The sequence below is a fragment of the Flavobacteriales bacterium genome (assembly GCA_016700415.1).
In the GTDB taxonomy this organism is placed as follows: domain Bacteria; phylum Bacteroidota; class Bacteroidia; order Flavobacteriales_F; family PHOS-HE28; genus PHOS-HE28.
Genome location: CP065018.1, coordinates 3,147,221 through 3,167,754, shown reverse-complemented (window position 1 = coordinate 3,167,754; position 20,534 = coordinate 3,147,221). Strand labels below are relative to the sequence as shown.

The 20,534-nt window shown below is 59.7% G+C and carries 17 protein-coding genes, 1 tRNA gene and 1 other RNA gene; 11 read left to right on the top strand and 8 right to left on the bottom strand.

All coding sequences use genetic code 11. The features are described from left to right. The first annotated feature begins 23 nt into the window (after positions 1-23). Together IPP95_13155 and IPP95_13150 are read left to right on the top strand one after the other, a co-directional pair. Positions 24-2,123 carry a tungsten formylmethanofuran dehydrogenase gene (locus tag IPP95_13155; GenBank protein ID QQS72110.1) on the top strand — a complete coding sequence of 700 codons (2,100 nt, stop codon included), beginning with the start codon at positions 24-26 and terminating at the stop codon, positions 2,121-2,123. Then, complete coding sequence (locus IPP95_13150; GenBank protein QQS72109.1) at positions 2,113-2,808, top strand: phospholipase; 696 nt, start codon at positions 2,113-2,115, stop codon at positions 2,806-2,808. The genes IPP95_13155 and IPP95_13150 overlap by 11 nt, the downstream gene beginning before the upstream one ends. Here IPP95_13150 and IPP95_13145 read toward each other — a convergent pair whose 3' ends face one another. Then, entirely contained in the window at positions 2,809-4,710 is a 1,902-nt protein-coding gene (locus tag IPP95_13145; protein QQS72108.1) for a M1 family metallopeptidase, read from the bottom strand. A gap of 133 nt (positions 4,711-4,843) precedes the next feature. Here IPP95_13145 and IPP95_13140 point away from each other — a divergent pair. After that, positions 4,844-4,917 (top strand) — tRNA-Pro (locus IPP95_13140). Between the two features lie 382 nt (positions 4,918-5,299). Here IPP95_13140 and IPP95_13135 read toward each other — a convergent pair. Together IPP95_13135 and IPP95_13130 are read right to left on the bottom strand one after the other, a co-directional pair. Next, positions 5,300-5,764, bottom strand: a complete 465-nt coding sequence (locus IPP95_13135; protein QQS72107.1) for a hypothetical protein — start codon at positions 5,762-5,764, stop codon at positions 5,300-5,302. A gap of 18 nt (positions 5,765-5,782) precedes the next feature. Then, positions 5,783-6,421, bottom strand: a complete 639-nt coding sequence (locus IPP95_13130) for a response regulator transcription factor (GenBank protein ID QQS72106.1) — start codon at positions 6,419-6,421, stop codon at positions 5,783-5,785. A gap of 177 nt (positions 6,422-6,598) precedes the next feature. On the opposite strand from IPP95_13130, the gene IPP95_13125 reads away from it, so the two are divergent. From IPP95_13125 to IPP95_13110, 4 genes are all read left to right on the top strand, one after another. Further along, the gene (locus IPP95_13125; GenBank protein QQS72105.1) at positions 6,599-9,010 is read left to right on the top strand and encodes a TonB-dependent receptor; all 2,412 of its coding nucleotides are present in this window, start codon (positions 6,599-6,601) and stop codon (positions 9,008-9,010) included. A gap of 165 nt (positions 9,011-9,175) precedes the next feature. After that, on the top strand, positions 9,176-10,135 hold the full coding sequence (locus IPP95_13120) for a DUF4249 domain-containing protein (GenBank protein ID QQS72104.1): 960 nt from the start codon (positions 9,176-9,178) through the stop codon (positions 10,133-10,135). 197 nt (positions 10,136-10,332) lie between these two features. Continuing rightward, positions 10,333-11,283, top strand: a complete 951-nt coding sequence (gene trxB, locus IPP95_13115) for a thioredoxin-disulfide reductase (GenBank protein QQS72103.1) — start codon at positions 10,333-10,335, stop codon at positions 11,281-11,283. 166 nt (positions 11,284-11,449) lie between these two features. Continuing rightward, positions 11,450-12,541, top strand: a complete 1,092-nt coding sequence (locus tag IPP95_13110) for an acyltransferase (GenBank protein ID QQS72102.1) — start codon at positions 11,450-11,452, stop codon at positions 12,539-12,541. A gap of 7 nt (positions 12,542-12,548) precedes the next feature. On the opposite strand, the gene IPP95_13105 is transcribed toward IPP95_13110, so the two are convergent. Continuing rightward, the gene (locus tag IPP95_13105) at positions 12,549-13,499 is read right to left on the bottom strand and encodes a hypothetical protein (protein QQS72101.1); all 951 of its coding nucleotides are present in this window, start codon (positions 13,497-13,499) and stop codon (positions 12,549-12,551) included. After that, positions 13,499-14,218: a hypothetical protein gene (locus IPP95_13100; GenBank protein ID QQS72100.1), complete on the bottom strand. Its 720-nt coding sequence runs from the start codon at positions 14,216-14,218 to the stop codon at positions 13,499-13,501. Before IPP95_13100 ends, IPP95_13105 begins: the two co-directional genes overlap by 1 nt. Between IPP95_13100 and IPP95_13095 the strand changes: the two genes are divergently transcribed. Together IPP95_13095 and IPP95_13090 are read left to right on the top strand one after the other, a co-directional pair. Next, positions 14,171-14,983, top strand: a complete 813-nt coding sequence (locus IPP95_13095) for a DUF1287 domain-containing protein (protein ID QQS72099.1) — start codon at positions 14,171-14,173, stop codon at positions 14,981-14,983. The genes IPP95_13100 and IPP95_13095 overlap by 48 nt on opposite strands. A gap of 349 nt (positions 14,984-15,332) precedes the next feature. Further along, positions 15,333-16,403: an IS110 family transposase gene (locus IPP95_13090; protein ID QQS72098.1), complete on the top strand. Its 1,071-nt coding sequence runs from the start codon at positions 15,333-15,335 to the stop codon at positions 16,401-16,403. Positions 16,404-16,932: 529 nt separating this feature from the next. On the opposite strand, the gene rnpB is transcribed toward IPP95_13090, so the two are convergent. Further along, positions 16,933-17,345: RNase P RNA component class A (rnpB, locus tag IPP95_13085), an RNA gene on the bottom strand. A 128-nt stretch (positions 17,346-17,473) separates the two neighbouring features. Then, positions 17,474-18,064 (bottom strand): Smr/MutS family protein, encoded by a 591-nt coding sequence (locus IPP95_13080; GenBank protein QQS72097.1) that lies wholly within the window; start codon positions 18,062-18,064, stop codon positions 17,474-17,476. Positions 18,065-18,083: 19 nt separating this feature from the next. Between IPP95_13080 and IPP95_13075 the strand changes: the two genes are divergently transcribed. Both IPP95_13075 and IPP95_13070 read left to right on the top strand, forming a co-directional pair. Further along, positions 18,084-18,851 carry a TonB family protein gene (locus IPP95_13075; GenBank protein ID QQS72096.1) on the top strand — a complete coding sequence of 256 codons (768 nt, stop codon included), beginning with the start codon at positions 18,084-18,086 and terminating at the stop codon, positions 18,849-18,851. 273 nt (positions 18,852-19,124) lie between these two features. Next, the gene (locus IPP95_13070; GenBank protein ID QQS72095.1) at positions 19,125-19,685 is read left to right on the top strand and encodes an NUDIX hydrolase; all 561 of its coding nucleotides are present in this window, start codon (positions 19,125-19,127) and stop codon (positions 19,683-19,685) included. Here the strand turns inward: IPP95_13070 and IPP95_13065 are convergent. Continuing rightward, entirely contained in the window at positions 19,676-20,530 is an 855-nt protein-coding gene (locus tag IPP95_13065; protein QQS72094.1) for a DUF2279 domain-containing protein, read from the bottom strand. The two genes, IPP95_13070 and IPP95_13065, sit on opposite strands and share 10 nt — an antisense overlap. Positions 20,531-20,534: the final 4 nt, after the last annotated feature.

Below are 20,534 nucleotides of genomic sequence, written 5' to 3'. Positions count from 1 at the left end.
TAGCCGTCCCTGTAGAATTGCCCATGCCAGCGACCACCACCCGGACGGAACACGAGGAAAAGACCCTCGGCCAGCAGACCCTGCTGAAGGCCTGGGAGCTGATGTGTACCGCGAAGGCGATGACGGACATCTACGAGGAGAACTTCAAGTTCACAGGCAAGTACGTCCATGCCACTTCACGCGGACATGAAGCGATCCAACTCGCCCTTGGCCTGCAATTGAAACCGCAGGACTTCGTGGCCCCGTACTACCGCGACGACAGCATCCTACTGGCCATCGGCCTGCGCCCTTACGAGCTGATGCTGCAGTTGATGGCCAAGCGCGACGACCCCTTCAGCGGGGGCCGCTCCTACTACTGCCACCCGAGCCTGCGGCGGGACGACATGCCGAAGATCCCGCACCAGAGCAGCGCCACCGGCATGCAGGCCATCCCGACCACCGGCGTGGCCATGGGTGTGCAATACAAGGAACTCTTGGGCATCGCGGAGAACCATGGCGGGGAAGACCCGGTGGTGGTCTGTTCCATCGGTGATGCGGCCATCACGGAAGGCGAGGTGAGCGAGGCCTTCCAGATGGCCGTGCTGAAGAAGTTGCCGATCATCTACTTGGTGCAGGACAACGAATGGGACATCAGTGCCACTGCGGCGGAGATCCGCGCCGGTGATGCCGGCCAGTACGCCAAAGGCTTTCCCGGCCTGGAAGTGCGCAAGGTGGACGGCACGGACTTCGTCGCCTCCTACAAGGTCCTGAACGAAGTGATCGCCACGGTGCGGAAGGAGCGCCGCCCGTTCCTGGTCCATGCCAAGGTGCCGCTGCTGAACCACCACACCAGCGGGGTGCGCATGGAGTTCTACCGCAGCGAGAAGGACCTCGCCGAGCACCGCAAACGCGATCCACAGCCACGCTTATTTCAGCAATTGCTGGACCTCGGCATACAACAACAAGGCCTGAAGGAGCTGGAGAAAAAAGCCATCGCCACGGTGGTCGCCGACTTTGAACTGGCCAAGCAGGCGGAAGACCCCCGGCGGGAGGACCTCTACACGCACATGTTCGCTCCCACCCCGGTGACCGAGGAACAGGGCACGCGCGCACCGAAGGACAAGGAACCCACGCTGATGGTGGACTGTGCGCTCTTCGCCGTGCGGGAGCTGATGAAAGAGGACCCGCATTGCCTGCTTTACGGGCAGGACGTGGGCGCCCGCTTAGGTGGCGTGTTCCGCGAAGCCGCCACATTGGGCCGCGATTTCGGGGAGCACCGCGTCTTCAACACACCGATCCAGGAAGCCTTCATCATCGGAAGCACCGTGGGCATGAGCGCCGTCGGCCTGAAGCCGATCGTGGAGGTGCAGTTCGCCGACTACATCTGGCCGGGGCTGAACCAGCTTTTCACCGAAGTGGCCCGAAGTTGTTACCTCTCCAACGGCAAGTGGCCGGTCTCCGCCGTGATCCGCGTGCCCATCGGCGCCTACGGCAGCGGAGGGCCTTACCACAGCAGCAGCGTGGAGAGCGTGCTCTGCAACATCAAGGGCATCAAGGTGGCTTATCCCAGCAACGGCGCGGACATGAAGGGGTTGTTAAAGGCCGCATATCACGACCCCAACCCCGTGGTGATGCTCGAACACAAAGGCCTCTATTGGAGCAAGCTCCCCGGCACCGAGGGGGCCAAGACCATCGAGCCTTCTGCGGATTACGTCATCCCCTTCGGCAAAGCGCGCGTGGTGCAAGAGGCCGAAACGGAACGTATCGCCAATGGGGAAGCCGTGGCGGTGATCACATATGGCATGGGCGTGTACTGGTCGAAGACCGCCGCCAAGGAATTTCCCGGGCGCGTCACCATCATCGACCTGCGGACCTTGGTGCCACTGGACGAAGAGGCCGTGATGGAAGCCGCGCGCAGCCATGGCCGCTGCCTCGTAGTGACCGAGGAATCCATCACCAACTCCTTCGCGCAGGCGTTGGCCGGGAAGATCACGGCGGAATGTTTCGAACAGTTAGATGCCCCGGTGCGCTTCATCGGCTCAGCGGACATGCCGGCCATCCCATTGAACAGCACGCTGGAGGCTGAGATGATCCCGAACGCGGAAAAAGTCGGCGAAGTTCTCAGTGAACTACTTGCATACTGATCGCGTGGAAGAGCATCACCTCAGCACGCCACGCACCGCCCGGTACCATACCGTGGGCGACCCGGCCTTGGCGAAGGACATCTGGATCGTGCTGCACGGATACGGCCAGCTCGCCCGCTTTTTCCTGCGGCCTTTCGAAGGTCTGGGATCAGGCCGGTTGATCGCTGCTCCGGAAGGGCTTTCGCGCTTCTACTCCGACATCGCTCATACACGCGTAGGCGCCACTTGGATGACGCGGGAGGACCGCGACCATGAGATCATGGACCAGACCGCCTATTTGGATCGTTTGGCCGATCATCTCCTGCCGCAATGCCCGCCCGGCACGCCGCTCTCCGTGCTCGGCTTCTCGCAGGGGGTGGCGACGGCCTGCCGTTGGGCGTTGTCAACCAAGGTCACAATGGACCGCTTGGTCCTGTGGGGCGGAACGATACCCCCTGAACCTGATGCATCGGCCTTGCATGAAAAGTTGAATGGAACGAAGATCGTACTTGTCCACGGCGAGCAGGACAGGTTGGTGAATGAGGAGGCGCTCCTGCGCAATGTATCGCGCTTGCGCGAGGCCTGTATCGATCACCAGACCATACGCTTCACAGGCGGGCATGAACTGGAGCGGCTGACCCTGAAACGGATCTTGGGACCACTCCCGGGGCCAATGGACGGCCCGGTCGGTGGCACGGGTCTTTGATCAAAAGGCCACAGGCCTCTCAGGTACCCAGAGCAGCATCTCATCCATGGTGCGGACGCTCACGCTGTGGTAGTTGGGCCGCGCGTGGCCGTAGATCTTGCGTGCGATGGCCTTGCCCTTGTCCGTGGCCATCAGCTCATGGTATAGCGGAGTAAGGAACTTGCGCCGGCCCACGGTGGTCAGGAATTCGTCCAGCTTCCCGTAAGCCTTTTCATGGTCGTTCTTCACGCACTGCTCAAGCCAGGCCGCAAGGATCTCCGAGTTGCCCGAAGCCGTGAAGTGGAAGGTGGCATCAAGATCGTCCATCCGCTTTTCGGTCTGGCCTTTTGGCAGATGGCGCAGGAAGTGCATCCACTGGAAGGTGCCCCAATCACTGGTGGCGAGCTCTTTCGCGGCAGCTCCGTTGTTCCAATTCGCGAGTTGTGCATCCACGAGGTTGAACTTGTCCGATACGGGGATGATGAAGTCGGCGGGAATACCGGGTTTGTCGATCCAATTGGCCAGGTCCACCTGCACCTGTTCAGGCTCCAAGAGGTTCTTCCTGATGTAGTCCTTGAAAGTGTCGGTCGTGATGCTCTGGAACGCGAAATGGTCGAAGTAGCCCCGCAGGAACGCATCGAACTTGGGCCGCCCCACCTTGCTCTCGATCAGGCGCAACAAACCATATCCTTTTTCATAGGGCACATCGGTCATGCCGTCGTCCGGGTTGCGCCCCGCGAGATCCACGAGCAACGCGCTGTCCTCGGGATGTGCGCTGGTGTCGATCTGCGCGATGTTCTCCAGCAGGTCCTGATAGCCGAGCAAGCTGGTCATGTCGTTGTATTCCTTCCCGTACAGCTCCTCCGTGATGCGGTGCTCGAAGTACACGGTGAATCCCTCGTTCAGCCAGAAGTCGTTCCAAGTGGCATTGGTCACCAGGTTGCCGCTCCAGCTGTGTGCCAGCTCATGGGCCACCAGCGAGGTGAGCGAGCGGTCGCCCGCGAGGATCGTGGGCGTGGCGAAGGTGAGGCACGGGTTTTCCATACCGCCGAAGGGGAAGCTCGGCGGGAGGATGATCACATCGTAGCGGCCCCAACGGTACGGCCCGTACAACGCTTCCGCGGCCTCCACCATTTTCTCCATGTCGGCCAGTTCCCAGGCGGCAGTGTCCACCACGCTGCGTTCGGCATAGACGCCGGTGCGCTTACCTGTGGCTTTGAAACCGAGGTCCCCCACGGCCAAGGCTATCAAATAGGACGGGATCGGCTTGTCCATGCCGAAGCTGTACGAACCATCCGGGCTGTGCTCCTGCGGATTGGTGGCGCTCATCACGGCCATCAGGTCGGAGGGTACGGTGACATGCGCGTTGTAGGTGATCCGGATGCCGGGACTGTCCTGGATCGGGATCCACGAGCGTGTGAGGATCGCTTCTCCTTGCGTGAACAGAAAGGGGAACTTCTTCTCCGCGGTCTGCGCCGGGGAAAGCCACTGCAACGCCTTTGCGTCCGGTGCGGTGGAATAGGTGATGGCCACCTTGTCCATACCCTTCGGAAGGGCAACGTTCAAAGAACGGCCCATGAAGGTGCTCTCGCCCAAGGTGAATTTGGCTTCGGAGCCGTCACCCAAGGTGACGCGTTCGATGGTGAGCCCGTCGGTATCGAAGATCACGCTGTCCCCGCCATTCCGCCTGAGGTCGTAAGTGGCCGTTCCGCTGATGCGGTGCTCCACCATGTCCACGTGGATGTCGAGTTCCAAGTGCGTGGTCACGGCCTCTTCGGGGCGTGAGAAGCTGTGGGAGTCCATGGCGTAAGAGGTTTTGGCACTGTTGTCCGAGGCATCTTGGGAGGCATTGCCCGGAGAGGTGCATGCGGCGAAGGCCGCACTGTAAAGTGCGACGGCGAGAACGGGGCTGGAGAGTTGCATTGGAACGGTGTGGAGCGGGGCAAATGTAGAAGGTCGTGCAAAAGGAGGGAAGAAGCGGAGACGGGATATCGCAGCGAAGGAAACATTTCATTGGACCACGGACCGCTTGGGCATATTACATTCGCGCCCTCTTCGGGGTGTAGCGCAGCCCGGTAGCGCACTTGCATGGGGTGCAAGTGGTCGCTGGTTCGAATCCAGTCACCCCGACGAAGAGTGAGGCCCGCGACACAAGTTGCGGGCCTTTTTGCTGGTCAATATTCCGGTTTGAGGGACTGTCCGTATCCACAAGAACGTAGGAGAGCCCTGTCGAGCACCCTCTTACCTGCCCCCGATCGTGAACGGTTCCGGCAACTGGCCGGCCAGTAATTTTCAATTCCCGGAGACCGCGAGCCATGAACCCATGGAGGCCGAGGAGGCTGCGACCAACAGCACCAATGCCAGCAGGGCAAGGATCAGCAGATAATCCAACAGGTGGCGTGCGAGGGTCTTCATCGGGGCGTTCATTGGCGAACACTGCAAAGATCCAAGGCGGCCCTTGTCTCCACAATCCCCATATGTGGGTATTTTATCATGCACCTTGTCCCGGACATCACGGCTCATCCGACCCTTCAGGCAAAGGCAGCTCAATGCTGATCGTGGTACCGTGGCCGGGCGTGGAATCGATGTGCAGCACGCCCCCCAACGCCACCACCCTGGAGCGCACATGGTCCAAGCCCGTTCCACCTCCTTGATCGGCGGGATCAGATCCCCCGCCATTATCTGAGACGATGATGCTGAGCCCGTCGGACCTGCGGGTAATGGCGATGGAGATCTCCGTGGGCCGACGGAGCTGGAGGGCATTGGCCACCAGCTCCTGCGCGAAATTGTACACGGCCATCCCAACGGAACGTTCGATGCGCTGTTCCAGGCCGAAGAGCACCATCTCCACCTCCAATCCGCCCTGTTCAGCGAGATCCTTGTGTAGCTCCTCCAGTGCCGGCACTAGCCGGGGACCATTCAATGCATTGCTCACCATGTCACGGAAAATGCGTTTGGATCCACAGATCGGGATCATTCCTACCTGCTCTATTCTTCATGCACAGCACCACCCCCTCTCCATGGCATACTTCACCAGACCGGCGACGTTGCGGAGATCCAGCTTGTGCAGGATGTTCTTGCGATGTGTATCAATGGTCTGAGGGCTCAGGAAGAGCGCGGTGGCGATCTCCTGCGTGGTGTATTCCTTGCAGACCAACATCACGACTTCCTTCTCCCGCTTGGTGAGGGACACATAGACCTGCTCACCTCTACGGTCCTTGAAGTTGTCGGATCCCTCCAGCATCCGCTGTACTTCCTTCGCGATGTATTGCTGGCCGGCGGCCACCGTCCGCAAGGCCGTACGCAGTTCCTCCTTTCCCACGTTCTTCAGCAGGAAGCCGCTGGCCCCGGCCTCCAGCATCTCATTCACGAACTCCTTGTTGCCGTACATGGTGAGCATCAGCACCCGCGTGGAGGTGCAGCACTTCATCAATTCACGCGTGGCCTCTATGCCGTCCATCTTCGGCATGCTGATGTCCATCAGCACCACGTCCGGCTGTAGCTCCTTCGCACGTTCCACGGCCTCAAGACCGTTGGACGCACGCCCGACCACATGAACATCGGGATCGTGCTGAAGTAGCGCCTCCAGTCCGTCCAGAATGATCGATTGGTCATCGGCGAGAAGAAGTGTCATTGTGTTGACCCGGATTTCCGTTGAACAAAGGTCCATATCGGGACCCTATGTAAAAATACCCAATTCTGGGTATTTTAGGGGTCGGGACCGCCTTGTACCGGCAGCCGTTCACCAAACCGGCCGATCTTGGGAACGGGTCTCAACGGACGCTGCTACTTTTGCGCCCCTTCCTTTTCCATGCCGCTGTTCCGCCGGACCCTTCTCAGTGCCCTCCTCTTCGCCGTGGCCCTCTCCGCCATTGCCCAACGTCATTCAGTGAGCGGTTATGTCACCGATTCCGCCACCGGCGAGGCGTTGATCGGGGCCACCGTCTTCATTCAGGAGCTGAACAAGGGCGTGCCCTCCAACAACTACGGTTACTACTCCGCCACGTTGGAGGCGGGCACCTATACGCTGGTGGTGAAATACATGGGCTATGCGGACATGAAGAGGAGGGTGGACCTCACCGCGGACAGGAAGGTGAACCTGAAGCTCAGCACCGTGGTGCAGGTGATGAAAGCCGTGGAGGTGGAGGGCGAAAGGTCCAAGAGCCAAACGGAAACCACGGACATGGGCCGCATGGACGTGGACGTCACCAAGCTGCAGACGCTGCCCGCGCTGCTGGGCGAGGTGGACATCCTGAAGGCGATCCAGTACCTGCCCGGCGTGAAGAGCAACGGGGAGGGTAACAGCGGCTTCTATGTGCGCGGCGGCGGCCCGGACCAGAACCTGATCCTGCTGGACGAGGCCACGGTGTACAACGCCAGCCATCTCTTCGGCTTTTTCAGCGTGTTCAATGCGGACGCGGTAAAGGACATCGAGCTGATCAAGGGCGGCATGCCCGCCTACTACGGCGGAAGGACCAGCAGCGTGCTGGCGATCACCATGAAGGACGGCAATGACAAGGAATTCCACGGGCAGGGCGGGATCGGCGTCATCAGCAGCCGCCTTACGCTGGAAGGGCCGATCGTGAAGGAGAAAAGCTCCTTCATCGTCAGCGCACGCCGCACTTATATTGACGTCTTGACCAAGCCGTTCATCAACAAGGAAAGCAAGTTCGCCGGCAGCGGCTACTATTTCTACGACCTCAACGCCAAGGCCAACTACCGTCTCAGCGACAAGGACCGCTTCTTCCTCAGCGGTTACTTCGGGCGCGACGTGTTCAACCTCAGCGGCAACCAGCCCGGCAGCCCGAACTTCAAGATCCCCTGGGGAAACGCCACGGTGAGCGGCCGCTGGAACCACGTCTTCGGCCCCAAGCTCTTCCTCAACACCACCGCCATCTTCAGCGATTACAAGTTCTCCTTCAGCGGGAACCAGGACCAGTTCGGCTTCAAGCTCAGCAGCGGCATCCGCGACTACGGCCTGAAGGTGGACTTCAACCAATATCCGAACATCCGCCACAACGTGCGCTACGGCTTCCAGTACACCTACCACATCTACACGCCCAGCACCGTGGCGGTGAACAGCGGGGATGTGGACTTCAACATCGACACGCCTTCCAAGCTCAATGCGCACGAGGCAGCGGTGTACGTCCAAGATGATTTCGATGTCACCGACCGGTTCCGCATCAACGCCGGGCTGCGCTTCAGCTGGTTCGCCCATGTGGGTCCCTTTCGCGAGTATATCACCAATGACGTGGGCGAGAACATCGGCACCACGAACTACGGCAGTGGCGACATCATCAAACAGTACAGCGGGCTGGAACCACGGCTTTCCATGCGCTACACCATTAACAAGAAAAACAGCGTGAAAGCCAGCTTCAACCGGAATCTGCAATACGTCCACCTCGCCAGTTTCAGCTCCATCGGCCTGCCCACGGACACCTGGATCCCCAGCGGAAAGAACGTGAAGCCGCAGGAAGCCGTACAGTACGCCTTGGGCTGGTTCCGCGACCTGAAGGAGCGCAAGTACGAGGGCAGCATCGAACTGTACTACAAGGACATGGCCAACCAGATCGAGTACGCCGAAGGGGCCAGCCCGGAGAGCGGCGGCAACGCCAACTACGACAAGGCCCTCGTGTTCGGCAAAGGCTGGAGCTACGGTGCCGAGTTCTTCCTGAAGCGCCGCTTGGGAAAGCTCACCGGCTGGGTGGGCTACACCTGGAGCAAGACCGAACGCAAGTTCCCCGACATCGACAACGGCGAAGCCTTCCCCAGCCGCTGGGACCGCCGCCACGACATGAGCGTGGTGGCCGGCTATGAGCTGAACGACCGATGGACCTTCGGCGGCACCTTCGTGTACAGCACCGGCCAGGCGGCCACCCTGCCCGTGCAACGCTACTTCATCGAAGGCCGCTTGGTCAGCCAGTACACACAGCGCAACGGCTTCCGCATGGCGCCCTACCACCGGCTGGACATCGCGGCGACGTTGAAGAACAAACCGGTCAAACAGGTGAAGGACAAGACCACCGGAGAGGTCACCACCGTGCAACGCAAGTACCGCAGCAGCTGGACGTTCTCCGTCTACAACGTGTACAACCGCAAAAACCCATACTTCATCTACTTCGCCACAGAAGGGGAATCAGGGCTGTCGGGATTGCAGTTGACGGCCAAGCAGGTCTCGTTGTTCAGCATCCTGCCTTCGATCACATGGAATTTTGAGTTTTGAGAAAGGTTCACCACAGAGGCACAGAGAACAGGGAGAAATGCGAAAGTTGATCGGAACGGTACAGGGTACAGGGTATAGCGTACAGGGTACGCAATGCCCAGTTCCCTTACTCTATACCCGGTACTCGGTACCCAATACCCAATACCGAACACGAACCTCCGGAAAATGAAGCTCCTGCCGCTCGCCCTACTTCTCCTCTTCCTTACTTCCTGCGAGAAGGACATCACCGTGGACCTGCCGCAGGTGCCGGAGCAGCTCGTGGTGGAAGGCACCATCGAGCCGGGCATGCCGCCCTTCGTGATCCTTACCCGCACGCAATCCTTCTTCTCCCCCACTGACCTCAATTCCATTGCCAACATGTTCGTCAGCGGGGCCACGGTCACGGTGACCAGCAACGGTGAGACCTGGGCACTGGACCAAGTGTGCAGCAGCATTTTGGACTCCGCCTCGATCGCCCTTGCGGCGGAGGCTACGGGCCTGAGCCCGGTGCTGCTCGCTGCGGCCAACATCTGCATTTATACCTCTGCCAACCCGGCATACGTCGGCATCATCGGCCGCACCTACCGGCTGGACATCAACGCGGAGGGGAAGACGCTTTCAGCTGTCAGCACCATCCCGGAGCCGGTGGCGTTGGATTCCGTCTGGTTCCAGCTGGCTCTGCAGACATCCGGTGACGACAGCCTCGGCTATGCCTGGGCGCGCATTACGGACCCGGACACCATGGGCAATGGCTACCGCTGGATGGCTCAGCGCATCAACCACCGCGCCAACGGGGAGGTGAAGGACCCCAACTACATCTCGCCTTTGGGGAGCACCTACAACGACCAGTACATCAACGGCCTCACCTTCGACTTCACCGAGGTCCGCGGGCAACAGTATTTCGCCGGGAACACCGATGACAACAACGAGGAGAAGGGCTTCTTCAAGGTCGGTGACACTATCGCCGTGAAGGCCCTGAGCATCGGCCGGAAGGAGTACGATTTCTACAGCTCCTACGATACGAACGTGGGCTCGCTCGGCGACCTCTTCAGCACCCCGGCGAACGTGAAGACCAACATCACCGGGGGGCTGGGGATCTGGGCGGGGAGGGGTGTTTACTTGGACACTATTATTTGTTTGCCTTGACGTAGTTGTCGGTTGTCGGTTGCCAGGCGTTCTCAATGGGGGGCGACGATGTACCGGTACCTTTTGAGCAGGCCGAAAGCTGGTGCTGGGCTTGGCGCCCGTGCCGTCGGTCCGGACAACTGACAACGGACAACTGACAACTAACCCCAGCGAAGTAAATTCGCGCCGCCTACCGAATTGGCCGTTCCCTGAAAAACATGAGCAATACGCCTGAAACCCTCGATTGCCTGATCATCGGATCCGGCCCCGCCGCATACTCCGCCGCCATCTACGCCGCACGTGCCGACCTGAAGCCGGTAGTGATCGAAGGCCCTGTGCCCGGTGGCCAGCTCACACAGACCACCGATGTGGACAATTACCCCGGCTACCCGGACGGCCGCAGCGGCCCCGAGATGATGGAGGACCTGAAGAAACAGGCCCAGCGCTTCAAGACCGATGTGCGCAGCGGATGGGTGACCAAGGTGGACTTCACAGGACCGATGCACAAGGTCTGGGTGGACGAGAAGACCGAGATCCATGCCCGCACGGTGATCATCGCCACAGGGGCCAGTGCCAAGTGGCTCGGGCTGCCCAACGAGATCCGCCTCCGCGACATCGGTGGCGGCGTGACGGCCTGCGCCGTGTGCGACGGCTTCTTCTACAAAGGCCAGACGGTGGCACTGGTGGGCGCCGGCGATTCCGCCGCGGAGGAAGCCACCTACCTCGCCAAGCTCTGCCCCAAGGTCTACATGCTCGTGCGCCGCGACGAATTCCGCGCCAGCAAGGCCATGGTACACCGCGTGATGAACACCCCGCAGATCGAGGTGCTGTACAACCACGAGGTGAAGGACGTGCTCGGCGACCAGGTCGTGGAGGGCATCATCGCCGTGAACAACAAGACCGGCGAGGAGCGCAAGCTGGATGTCTCCGGCCTGTTCATGGCCATCGGCCACACGCCCGCCACGGAACTCTTCAAGGACTGGCTGGACATGGACCCGCAAGGCTACCTCAAGCACGTCCCGGACCGCACCAGTACCAAGATCCCCGGCGTCTTCGTCTCCGGCGATGCCGCCGACCGCGTCTACCGCCAGGCCGTCACCAGCGCCGGCACGGGCTGCATGGCCGCACTGGATGCCGAGCGTTACTTGGCCGCAGAAGGGGTGCATTGAGCGCGATCCGGCCCTGACCGCGTGATCGTGGGCAACGACTACTTCGGGCCGTGGCCCTTGTCATGCCTATAACAGTGGAGCGCTCCACTTCTTTATACATTTCCCGCCACGGACCGCCCGTTCCACGGCCCCGGACCTTGAATTCTCCTGCACCACCGCCCCGTACATGAAGCTGCCCTACTACAAAAACCTGGACGGCGTCAGGGGCATCGCGGCGTTGTTGGTCATGGTCTTTCACTTCTTCCACGGTTTCAACCCGGTGGAAGGGGCGGCACCGATCATTAACAAACTGTCCTACTTCGGCCAGACCGGTGTGGACCTCTTCTTCGTCCTGTCGGGGTTTTTGATCACCCGGATCCTGATCCATACCAAGGCGCAGGAAGGCTACTTCAAGAATTTCTACGTGCGCCGGACGCTGCGGATCTTCCCGCTCTACTACCTCTTTCTCATCCTCACCTATTACGTACTTCCCCACTTCATCCCCGTCCAGCCGGCGACATTGCACCAGCAGCTCCCCTACCTGACATACCTGCAGGACTTCGCGATCACCTTCAACTGGAACACGGTGGGGCCGGGGCACTTCTGGTCGCTGGCCGTGGAGGAGCACTATTACCTGTTCTGGCCTCTTGCCGTGCTCTTCCTTTCGCGGAAAGGCCTGCTCAAGCTGATCCTGGGCATCGTGCTGTTCGCCTTGCTGCTCCGGGCGTACATGTTCTCCCACGGCTATGAGGTGTTCTACTTCACCTTCACCCGCTTCGACGCCTTGGCCATCGGGTCGGCGTTGGCGCTACTGGAACTGAGGAACGCCTTCCAGCCCGCCAACTTCAAGTGGTTCTTCCTGCTGATCGTCGCCGTCGCCATTCCCACGGCCCTCATCTGGACCAGCTTCTCCGGTGCGGGCGCCCTCTACGTCCAAGTGTTCAAATACCTCTTCGTTTCGTTGATCTACTTCGCGCTGATCGGCGCCGTGCTCTCCCTTCGCTCCGGCCATCCGGTCAATGCCGTCCTCAAGACCCGGTTCTTCAGCTACACCGGAAAAGTGAGCTACGGCCTTTACGTCTACCACCCGATCATCTTCTTCATCTGTTCCCGCTACATCGACACCGGATCCATTCCGCTGAACATCGGGATCCGCTTCCTCCTCACCTATGTCGTAGCGGCGCTGAGCTACCACCTCATCGAGGAGCGGTTCCTGAAGCTGAAGAAGTTCTTCGCGTTCGAGAAGCCGACGATCGCCGCTCCGGTGCACGGCCAGTGACGCAGCTTCACTCCACCTTCCAGTCCTTCATCGCCAACCAGAACCGCACCAGCTCCCGCTTCTTGAAAGGAATGTCCCAATCGCCGTCGTAGCGGATGAAGGTGGGCACCAGCTCCCCGGCGACAACCGTGTTGTCCACCAGGATGCTGATGTCGAAATCCAGGATCATCGAGGCGTTCAGGATGCGGTATTCGCGAGCGATCACCTGCATGCTGCTTTGGTCGAACCAGGTGTGCATGGTCTTGATCACCGTGGCATCGTCATCGGCGCGCTTGCCGTTGAGGCTGTCCTTCGCCACGGCGCTGAACTGCCAGCAGGTGTGCCCGTTCCGGAAGCTGGTACCGATGGTGTAGTCGTAATACGGCGTCATCGTCGGGTCGAAGAGCGCCAGCTTGTCACCGATGAAGGGCACGTTGGCGATCTCCTGCCCGGGGTTGAACATGAACTTCTTCAGCTGGTCCTTGTACTTCTCGATGCGCCCGCCGCCGCGCTGCCCTTGCTCGTAACTCGCGATGCTGTTGTCCGCGCGCCATTGGCCCGTGGGCCAGAAGAGGTCGTCATAAAGCTCGGCGGTGATGTAGCGCATGTCGCCGTTCCGGGAGCGCAGCTTGCCGGTTTCGCTGGTGCTGTCCACGCGCAGCTCGGCGTTCGGTCCGGTGCGCACCAAACGTCCCTGCCGGTACATGTTCGCCGTTTCCTTTTCGCCCTTGTTGCGGACCAGCAGCCCGCTCTTCACGGCGTGCGGGAAGTAGCGCATGTTCAGAAATGCGTGCAGGAAGCTCGTGTCCTCCTTCACCTGCCGCATGAAACCCTCCAGGTCCAGCCCTTCCGCGCGGCCGTGGATCACCAGGTCGGCAAGCTGGTAGACGTTCGTGATGGTGTCCGTCTGTGCATGGGCCTGCTTCTGTGGAAACAGCGCCAAACACAAGGCCACTACGGGCGCTACGCCCCACCGCATCAGTGCTGCCGCGTGGGGCCTAGGCTGGTGTAGAGCTCGTACTTCTTCTTCACGTAGACGAGGAAGTCGTACTGCGACAGCCCTTTGATCACCTCTTCCGGCACGGCGCAGAAATCGATGAAATCGTCGAAGCTGTCGTTGCTGAGGTTGATGATGCCGTAGTCCACATACTGCTGTAGCAATTCCCGAAGGAGCTCCCGCTTCATGTCCTCGTTCTCCAGCTGCGCCACGGCACGCTTGCTGCGTTCCCGCTTGCTGAATTCCTGGTAGAGGAAGGTGATCGGGCTTTCAAAGGCGTTGACGCCGGTCTCGCGGTAGTCCTTCTCGCTGTAGCCGAGCTTGGCGATGTCCGCCTGGATCTGCCTCAGCGTGCGCTCCGGTAAAATGGCCACGGGCTGCAGGTCGATGCTCCAAGGCCGCAGGATGATCCGCAGCTTGTCCAGCTCCTCGTCCGGGAATTCCCCCAAGGGCAAGGTGCGCGTGACGTAGCCGCCCGCACCGATGAGCAAGGTGTCGTTGCGCTGCACCCGTGCGGTGAAGCTCCCGTCCGTATTGGCGAAGGTGCCCGTGCGCATGCGCCGGTTCACGATCATCAGGTCGTAGAAGACGTGCTCGCCATCGCCGCCGGAGACTTTGCCTTTTACAATGATGTCCTGCTGGGCGAAGGCGCTATGCCCGGCCAAGAGCAGGATAAAGAGGGAAAGGATCTTGTACTTCACGTGGCAAAAATAGCGGTGGAAAAAGAGGCGGGGCACTTGGCAACAGGACTTGGGAAAACGGGCATTCCGACCATCCCGTTCGGATCGGTCGTTCGTTTACCTTGCACAAAACATGCAAGAACACACACTACAGGGGCCTCTGCACGTTATCCTTTGCGTCAAGAGAAGGTTGACCTCCGCACCTTGAGAACTCTGCTCCACATATCCTTATGGGCACTGGCCTTCAATTCAGCCTCAGGCCAACCTGACTTCTATGCCCAACTCGCGGACTCCGCCGAAGTCCTGACCAAACAAGTCGTGCACTACGACCCCACTTATTTCCTACTGGCCTATCCGAACGGTGACGTGCCGGCAGACAAAGGCGTATGTACCGACATCGTGATCCGAGCGTACAGAAAGCTGGGGATCGACCTGCAAAAGGAAGTCCACGTGGACATGCTGTCCAATTTTAAGAAGTACCCACAGAATTGGGGCTTGAGCCAGCCGGACAAGAACATCGACCATCGGCGTGTCCCGAACCTCATGACCTTCTTCGCAAGGCATGGGACCGTGAAGGACCTTCTCCAAGATCCAAAAACCTATCAGCCAGGGGACATCGTTTGCTGGAACTTGGGCGGCGGCATCACACACATTGGCATTGTGTCAAGCAAAAGATCAAGGGATCGCCAACGGCATTTGATGGTACACAACATCGGTACGGGGCAAGTGCTTGAGGACTGCCTGTTCAGCTATCGGATCATTGGGCACTATCGGTATGAGAAGTAGAATGGGGGATGTGCGCCCTATTCCCAATCACCTCCCGCAGCGGTCTCCGCTTCGGGACCCTTTTATGTTTGCCGAAGTGAAGACGACGGAGTTCTCCGTTCAGTCCGATCCGGGTGGTTACATTGATGTTCATACATGATGTGCCGCCTCGGCGTGTAAGGCCATGGGACCCTAGGTGAGCACTCCGCTACACCGTGACGCAGGAATGGCCTGCACGCTTGGCATCTTCAAGAGAAGGAACAGTACTTAAGGCCGAGCGATCGAGCCCGAATAAAGTAAAAGGAATTTCGATAGGGAGATGGGTGACATGTCGTGGATCCGTTCGATCACAGTTCAAACCCCCAACACGATGAAAGTACAATGCGTAGGAGTAGACATCGCCAAAAATGACTTCAAAGTGGCCTTTGCCACCAAAGGAGAAGATAACAAGCTGTCCTGTACCACGGCGAAGAAGTTCGACAATGCGAAGACAGGCTTCAACCAACTGGTGAGATGGGCAACCAGTGAGATGGACAAAAATGCACCATTGGTGTTCCTGATGGAGGCCACAGGAGTGTATCATGAAAAGCTGGCACATCACCTTCATCGTGCCGGCAAGCAGGTGCATGTAGTGCTGCCCAACAAATTCAAGCACTTCGCAGCAAGCCTGAATTCGAAGTCGAAGACCGATGCGATCGATGCCAAGTTGTTGGCCCGCTTCGGTGTGGAGCGAGAGCATCGGCCATGGAATCCGGCTGAACTCGTCATCAAGCGGATGCGCGATTTCAGTCGCTACCGGGTACAGCTACAAGAACAGAAGACGGCCATCACCAACATCCTTCATAGCAAGGATTATGCGCATGGTGTACCAGCGGATATCAAGAAGAGCAGCAAGAAGGTCATTGCCGTGCTGGAAAAGGAAATCGCGATACTCAGTAAGGAAATGGAGAAAGTGGTGAAGAGCGATCCGGAAATTGAAGCCAAGGTGAACAAACTTCGCACCATTCCGGGATGCGGCATCACCACAGTGGCGGCCATAGTGGCGGAGACCAACGGGTTCAAAGAGTTCAAAAGCGCCAAGCAGCTCACCAGCTATGCTGGCTACGACATCGTACACAATGAATCGGGCACATCAGTGCTAAGCAAGACGCGTATCTCCAAGAAGGGCAACAGGTACATGCGCCACCACATGCACATGCCCGCCTTGAGCGCATCCAAGCACATTCCCGAGTTCAAAGCGTTGAAAGAGCGCATTAAGGCCAAAACGGGGATACCGATGAAGGCGCAGGTGGCCGTCCAGCGTAAACTACTGATCCTGATGTACACCCTCTGGAAAAACGACTTGGTCTATGAGAAGGACTACCACCAAAAAAAGGTAGCCCGGAACAATGCCCAGGCTACACAGGATAGTGCTTTGCAGCAACTTCCTTTGGAGGTTTAAAGATAGTTGAAAATAAATCGACAGGACACTTGCATGTTAACACAGTACCTGCGTTACAACCACTCAACCGCAGGGTCCTCTGCGAGAGACCCTGCGGGAGGTAGAACTTATCTGTTGCTCGGCGGCGTCCCGAAATAGTGCGAGCGTCCACCCCCACTCTGGCGCGTGCGTCCACGCTCGTGCTACCCTATCAAGCCAATGCCCACCCCCATGATCAAAACCAGCATAGGCACCACCGCTGATATCCCGGGCATCTTGGCCCCGCACGAGAAGTACTTGTGCAGGAACCTGAGTGAAGAAAAGCGGCAGCGGGGGATGTCCTACTAGTTCTTGATCACTGGCGTCCGGAGTAATCGCGGATCGCGTTCTAGTGCGACCCGGGTCGGGGCCCGGGATGACGGAGGCGCCTGCACTGGCGCGTGCGTCCACGCTCGTGCCCATACTCCTCAGCACTAGTTCACTTATTCCCAACTCAGGCATCCGTGATGAAACACGAAAGGCCCCAGCATCCCGCCGGGGCCTTTCAAAAAATACCCGCGCACCTGTAAGCCGGATCCTGTCCTCCGCTGCCTTGCGGCAGTGAAGGCTCCGCCATCTATCTGGGATCCCGCTCACGCGGGACCTCTATCGACCTACCCGCCGGGATCAAGCGGGCCGCCCTTATCCCGTCCGAGGACGGGAGCCCCGGCTTATTTGGTCTTTCAGCCCGTGGGGTTTACCAAGCTGCCCCGCTCACACGAGGCACTGGTGGGCTCTTACCCCACCTTTTCATCCTTACCTCCGTCTTGCGACGGGTCGGCGGTTTCCCTTTCTGTGGCACTTTCCATGGCACCACCGTCACCAGTGGTACCCCTTCCCGTTAGGAAGCACGGTGCCCTATGCTGCCCGGACTTTCCTCCCTCCCCGCCTTGCGGCGGAAAGAACGGCGGAGCGATGCGCGGGATGTCAATGAACGTTACTGGATCTGGTTCACCACAGATCCATGTGTTTTTAACCACGGATGAACACGGATAGACACAGATGGGGCATCTGACGTTTCTCTGGTCCGCTGGTTTAATTCATGCTTGGTCTCAATGGTGCAGGATCTCGATGGCCGTTGCACCGTAGCCGTATTTACGTGGGTCGGCATCGTCGAAACGCACACCTTCGTAGAACTGCAGGGCTTTGCGAACTTCTTCCCGCAAGATGCCCTCACCCACGCCGTGGATGACGATGACGCGCTTTTTGCGCTCGCGGATGGCCGTGTTCAGGCGGCGCTCGAAGAATTCCAGCTGGAAGCGGAGCTTCTCCCCGTCGCTCAATGAGGCTTCGTCCTCCACCAATTTGTGCAGGTGCAGGTCCACTTCCATTACGCCGGGGTCTTCCACCGGCTTGGGCGCTCTGCCTCCGTTCTGCACCGTGGCGCCACGGCCCTTGTCGCGCTCGATGCGCTCGGCCATACGGTCGTCCGAAGCACGCAACTGCGCTTGGTGATCGCTCACGGTGTGGTTCAGGTCCCGCGCGTTCAGCACCAGTTCCTTGATCGGATAGACCAGTTCGAAACCGTCGTTCGTGCGCACTTTCGCCTGGTCGCGCCCAAGAAGTTCCAATACAAGCCCCCCTCCCACATCGTTGAGAAAAGAGACCTCGTCACCCGGGACCGGTTTTTGTTGAGCGGACATGTCGCAAATTTACGGGACCATGGGACGCCTTCCGCTTTTACTTCTCGCTTATTTCCTCGGAACAGCTTGCGCCAGTGCACAGGCCTTCGCCGCTCCGGAACCCTACGGCGGCAAACAGGCGGTGGCCTGGATGCTGGAGCAGGAGCAGCATTTTCCGGCGGAAGCGCTGGCCGCGGGCCTGAAAGGGGATGTGGTGGTGGCCTTCAAGGTGCTCGGGGACGGCAGCATCCGCAGCCTGCGCGTGCAGATCCCGCTGGAGCCCGCCTGCGATACCGAGGCCCTGCGCTTGGTGAAGCTGATCCGCTGGAGGTCGGCGTCAGTGAGCGGAACACCGATGGACACTGACCATTCCATCGCGGTCCCGTTCAATGCGAAGCGCTACGGGAAACTGCACGGGAAGAAGGAGCCGTGCCCACCTCTTTCATCCACGCTGCCTTCGGACAAGAGCGACACCCTCTACGAAGACCGCGCCGTGGACACCTTGGCCATGCCGCGGATCACGGGCGGCCTGCGCGCTTTGCCCCAATTCCTAGCGGACAACCTGAAGTATCCGCCGGAGGCTTTCCGCTTGGACATCCAGGGCAAGGTGACCATCGAGTTCGTGGTGGAGACCAGCGGCAGCATCAGCAATCTGCGCACGTTGAATTTCCTCGGCGGCGGCTGCGATGATGAGGCGATGCGCTTGGCGCGGACGATCTGCTGGAGCCCGGCGATCAAGAATAGCGAACGGGTACGAAGCGTGATGAAATTGGATATTCTCTTCCGGTTGAATCCTTCGCTGCGGTGATCTCCAGAGGATCGCTTTCCGCCGAGAAAGGGAAAACCGCAGATGGCGCAGATGCGCGCAGATAATGCCGTCCGCCGGGAAGGGAACCACGGATGAACACGGATCGACACGGATAATTCCGTTCGCCGACAAGGGAGAATCGCAGATGCGGCCTAGCGGCCGAATGCCTGCCACCGACAGGTATACACTGAAGATCCACTGCATTTCATCTGCGTAGATCTGCGCCATCTGCGGTTCGCATTCCACCCGATACTCCTTTGCGATCTTTGCCGCATGAAGAAGCGTGGCCCTTGGACGACCTTGAGCGAAACTCCCGCCTACGAGACGCCGTGGATCTCGGTGGCACACCATGAGGTGATCGACCCCGGTGGCAAGCAGGGCGTGTACGGGGTGATCCATTTCAAGAACCTCGCGGTGGGCGTGATCCCCTTGGACGACGAGATGAACACGTGGATCGTGGGGCAGTACCGCTACCCGATGGAGGCCTACAGCTGGGAGATGCCCGAAGGGGGCGGCGACCGGAACATCCCCGCCGTGGAAAGCGCCAAGCGTGAGTTGCGCGAGGAAGTGGGCCTCGAGGCGGAACGATTTACGGAGATCCTGCAGATGGACCTGAGCAACAGCGCCAGCGATGAGCAGGCCATCATTTTCGTGGCACAGGGTCTCACCTTCCATGCCCCGCAGCCGGACCACGACGAGGAGCTGAAGCAGCGCAAACTGCCGTTCTCCGAGCTTTACGAAATGGTGCAACGCGGCGAGGTGCGGGACAGCCTGACCGTGGCCGCGGTGCTGAAGGTGCAGCTGATGCTGCTGGAGGGAAAACTTCAGAAGTAGAGCCAGTGCCCTCGCACGTCGCCGTTGCTGCGGAACTCTATTGCGGGCGTGGGCATCTTCAATGCATCCAGCATGAAGAACAGGGTGCGCACGGCCTTGCTCCGCGTCGGGATGCGGGAGAAGGCGATGTCCGGCGCGAGGTAGTACTGCCGGTAGGAGCCGGGGTTGCTCCGTGCGTTGAGCATGCCCTCCGCACCCATGCCCGCCGAGAAATTCAGCCAGATGGGCATGGCCTTCCAGCCGAATGCATGCGGGTTGGCGCTGAGCCAGACGGTGGTGCCGTTGTAGTCCTTGAGCAACTGTTCCGATAAAGTGGAGCCCAGCACGTCCGGCCGCTGCGCCGCGAAGTCGGTGGGATGCGCGGACCATTTCAACAGGATGCGCTGCTCGTGCCAACCCAACTGCTGCCCGATGAAGAGCGCGGCACCGGCACCGTTCGCCGCCATGTCCCAACCGCTGAAGCCGTATGCGGAAGAGTGGCCATCAAGGTATTCGATGCCGGTGAGGTAAAGCAGGCCCACGGAGCCACCGACCCATGTGGACACTTTTTCATTCAGCCCTGCCCAACGGAAGGCGGCATGGCCTGCGCGGCCCAACTGGTAGGAACTGTGTGCATGGCCCAGCTTGTCCACTTGGTACCATTCGTCGCCGTCGTCGAAGCCGTGGAAAGTGGTGCGGTCGTGGCCTTTGTACCACGCTTCGTTGAGGGCGATGAGGGAGCCTGTGGCGAAGGCCGCAGTGCCGCCGGCCACAAGCCATGCGCGTCGGGGGTTGATGCTGTCGGTTTCCGCAGGGACCTGCGCCGTTGCAGGCAGGATCGTTCCGCTAAGAAAGACGAATGCCAATGCT

What these genes read in the sequence shown, in the direction of transcription:
- IPP95_13155 (QQS72110.1), top strand. Translation starts at nt 24, where the DNA reads ATGCCAGCGACCACCACCCGGACGGAACACGAGGAAAAGACCCTCGGC.
- IPP95_13145 (QQS72108.1), bottom strand. Translation starts at nt 4,710, where the DNA reads ATGCAACTCTCCAGCCCCGTTCTCGCCGTCGCACTTTACAGTGCGGCC.
- IPP95_13135 (QQS72107.1), bottom strand. Translation starts at nt 5,764, where the DNA reads ATGATCCCGATCTGTGGATCCAAACGCATTTTCCGTGACATGGTGAGC.
- IPP95_13130 (QQS72106.1), bottom strand. Translation starts at nt 6,421, where the DNA reads ATGACACTTCTTCTCGCCGATGACCAATCGATCATTCTGGACGGACTG.
- IPP95_13125 (QQS72105.1), top strand. Translation starts at nt 6,599, where the DNA reads ATGCCGCTGTTCCGCCGGACCCTTCTCAGTGCCCTCCTCTTCGCCGTG.
- IPP95_13120 (QQS72104.1), top strand. Translation starts at nt 9,176, where the DNA reads ATGAAGCTCCTGCCGCTCGCCCTACTTCTCCTCTTCCTTACTTCCTGC.
- trxB (QQS72103.1), top strand. Translation starts at nt 10,333, where the DNA reads ATGAGCAATACGCCTGAAACCCTCGATTGCCTGATCATCGGATCCGGC.
- IPP95_13110 (QQS72102.1), top strand. Translation starts at nt 11,450, where the DNA reads ATGAAGCTGCCCTACTACAAAAACCTGGACGGCGTCAGGGGCATCGCG.
- IPP95_13105 (QQS72101.1), bottom strand. Translation starts at nt 13,499, where the DNA reads ATGCGGTGGGGCGTAGCGCCCGTAGTGGCCTTGTGTTTGGCGCTGTTT.
- IPP95_13095 (QQS72099.1), top strand. Translation starts at nt 14,171, where the DNA reads ATGCCCGGCCAAGAGCAGGATAAAGAGGGAAAGGATCTTGTACTTCAC.
- IPP95_13090 (QQS72098.1), top strand. Translation starts at nt 15,333, where the DNA reads ATGAAAGTACAATGCGTAGGAGTAGACATCGCCAAAAATGACTTCAAA.
- IPP95_13080 (QQS72097.1), bottom strand. Translation starts at nt 18,064, where the DNA reads ATGTCCGCTCAACAAAAACCGGTCCCGGGTGACGAGGTCTCTTTTCTC.
- IPP95_13075 (QQS72096.1), top strand. Translation starts at nt 18,084, where the DNA reads ATGGGACGCCTTCCGCTTTTACTTCTCGCTTATTTCCTCGGAACAGCT.
- IPP95_13070 (QQS72095.1), top strand. Translation starts at nt 19,125, where the DNA reads ATGAAGAAGCGTGGCCCTTGGACGACCTTGAGCGAAACTCCCGCCTAC.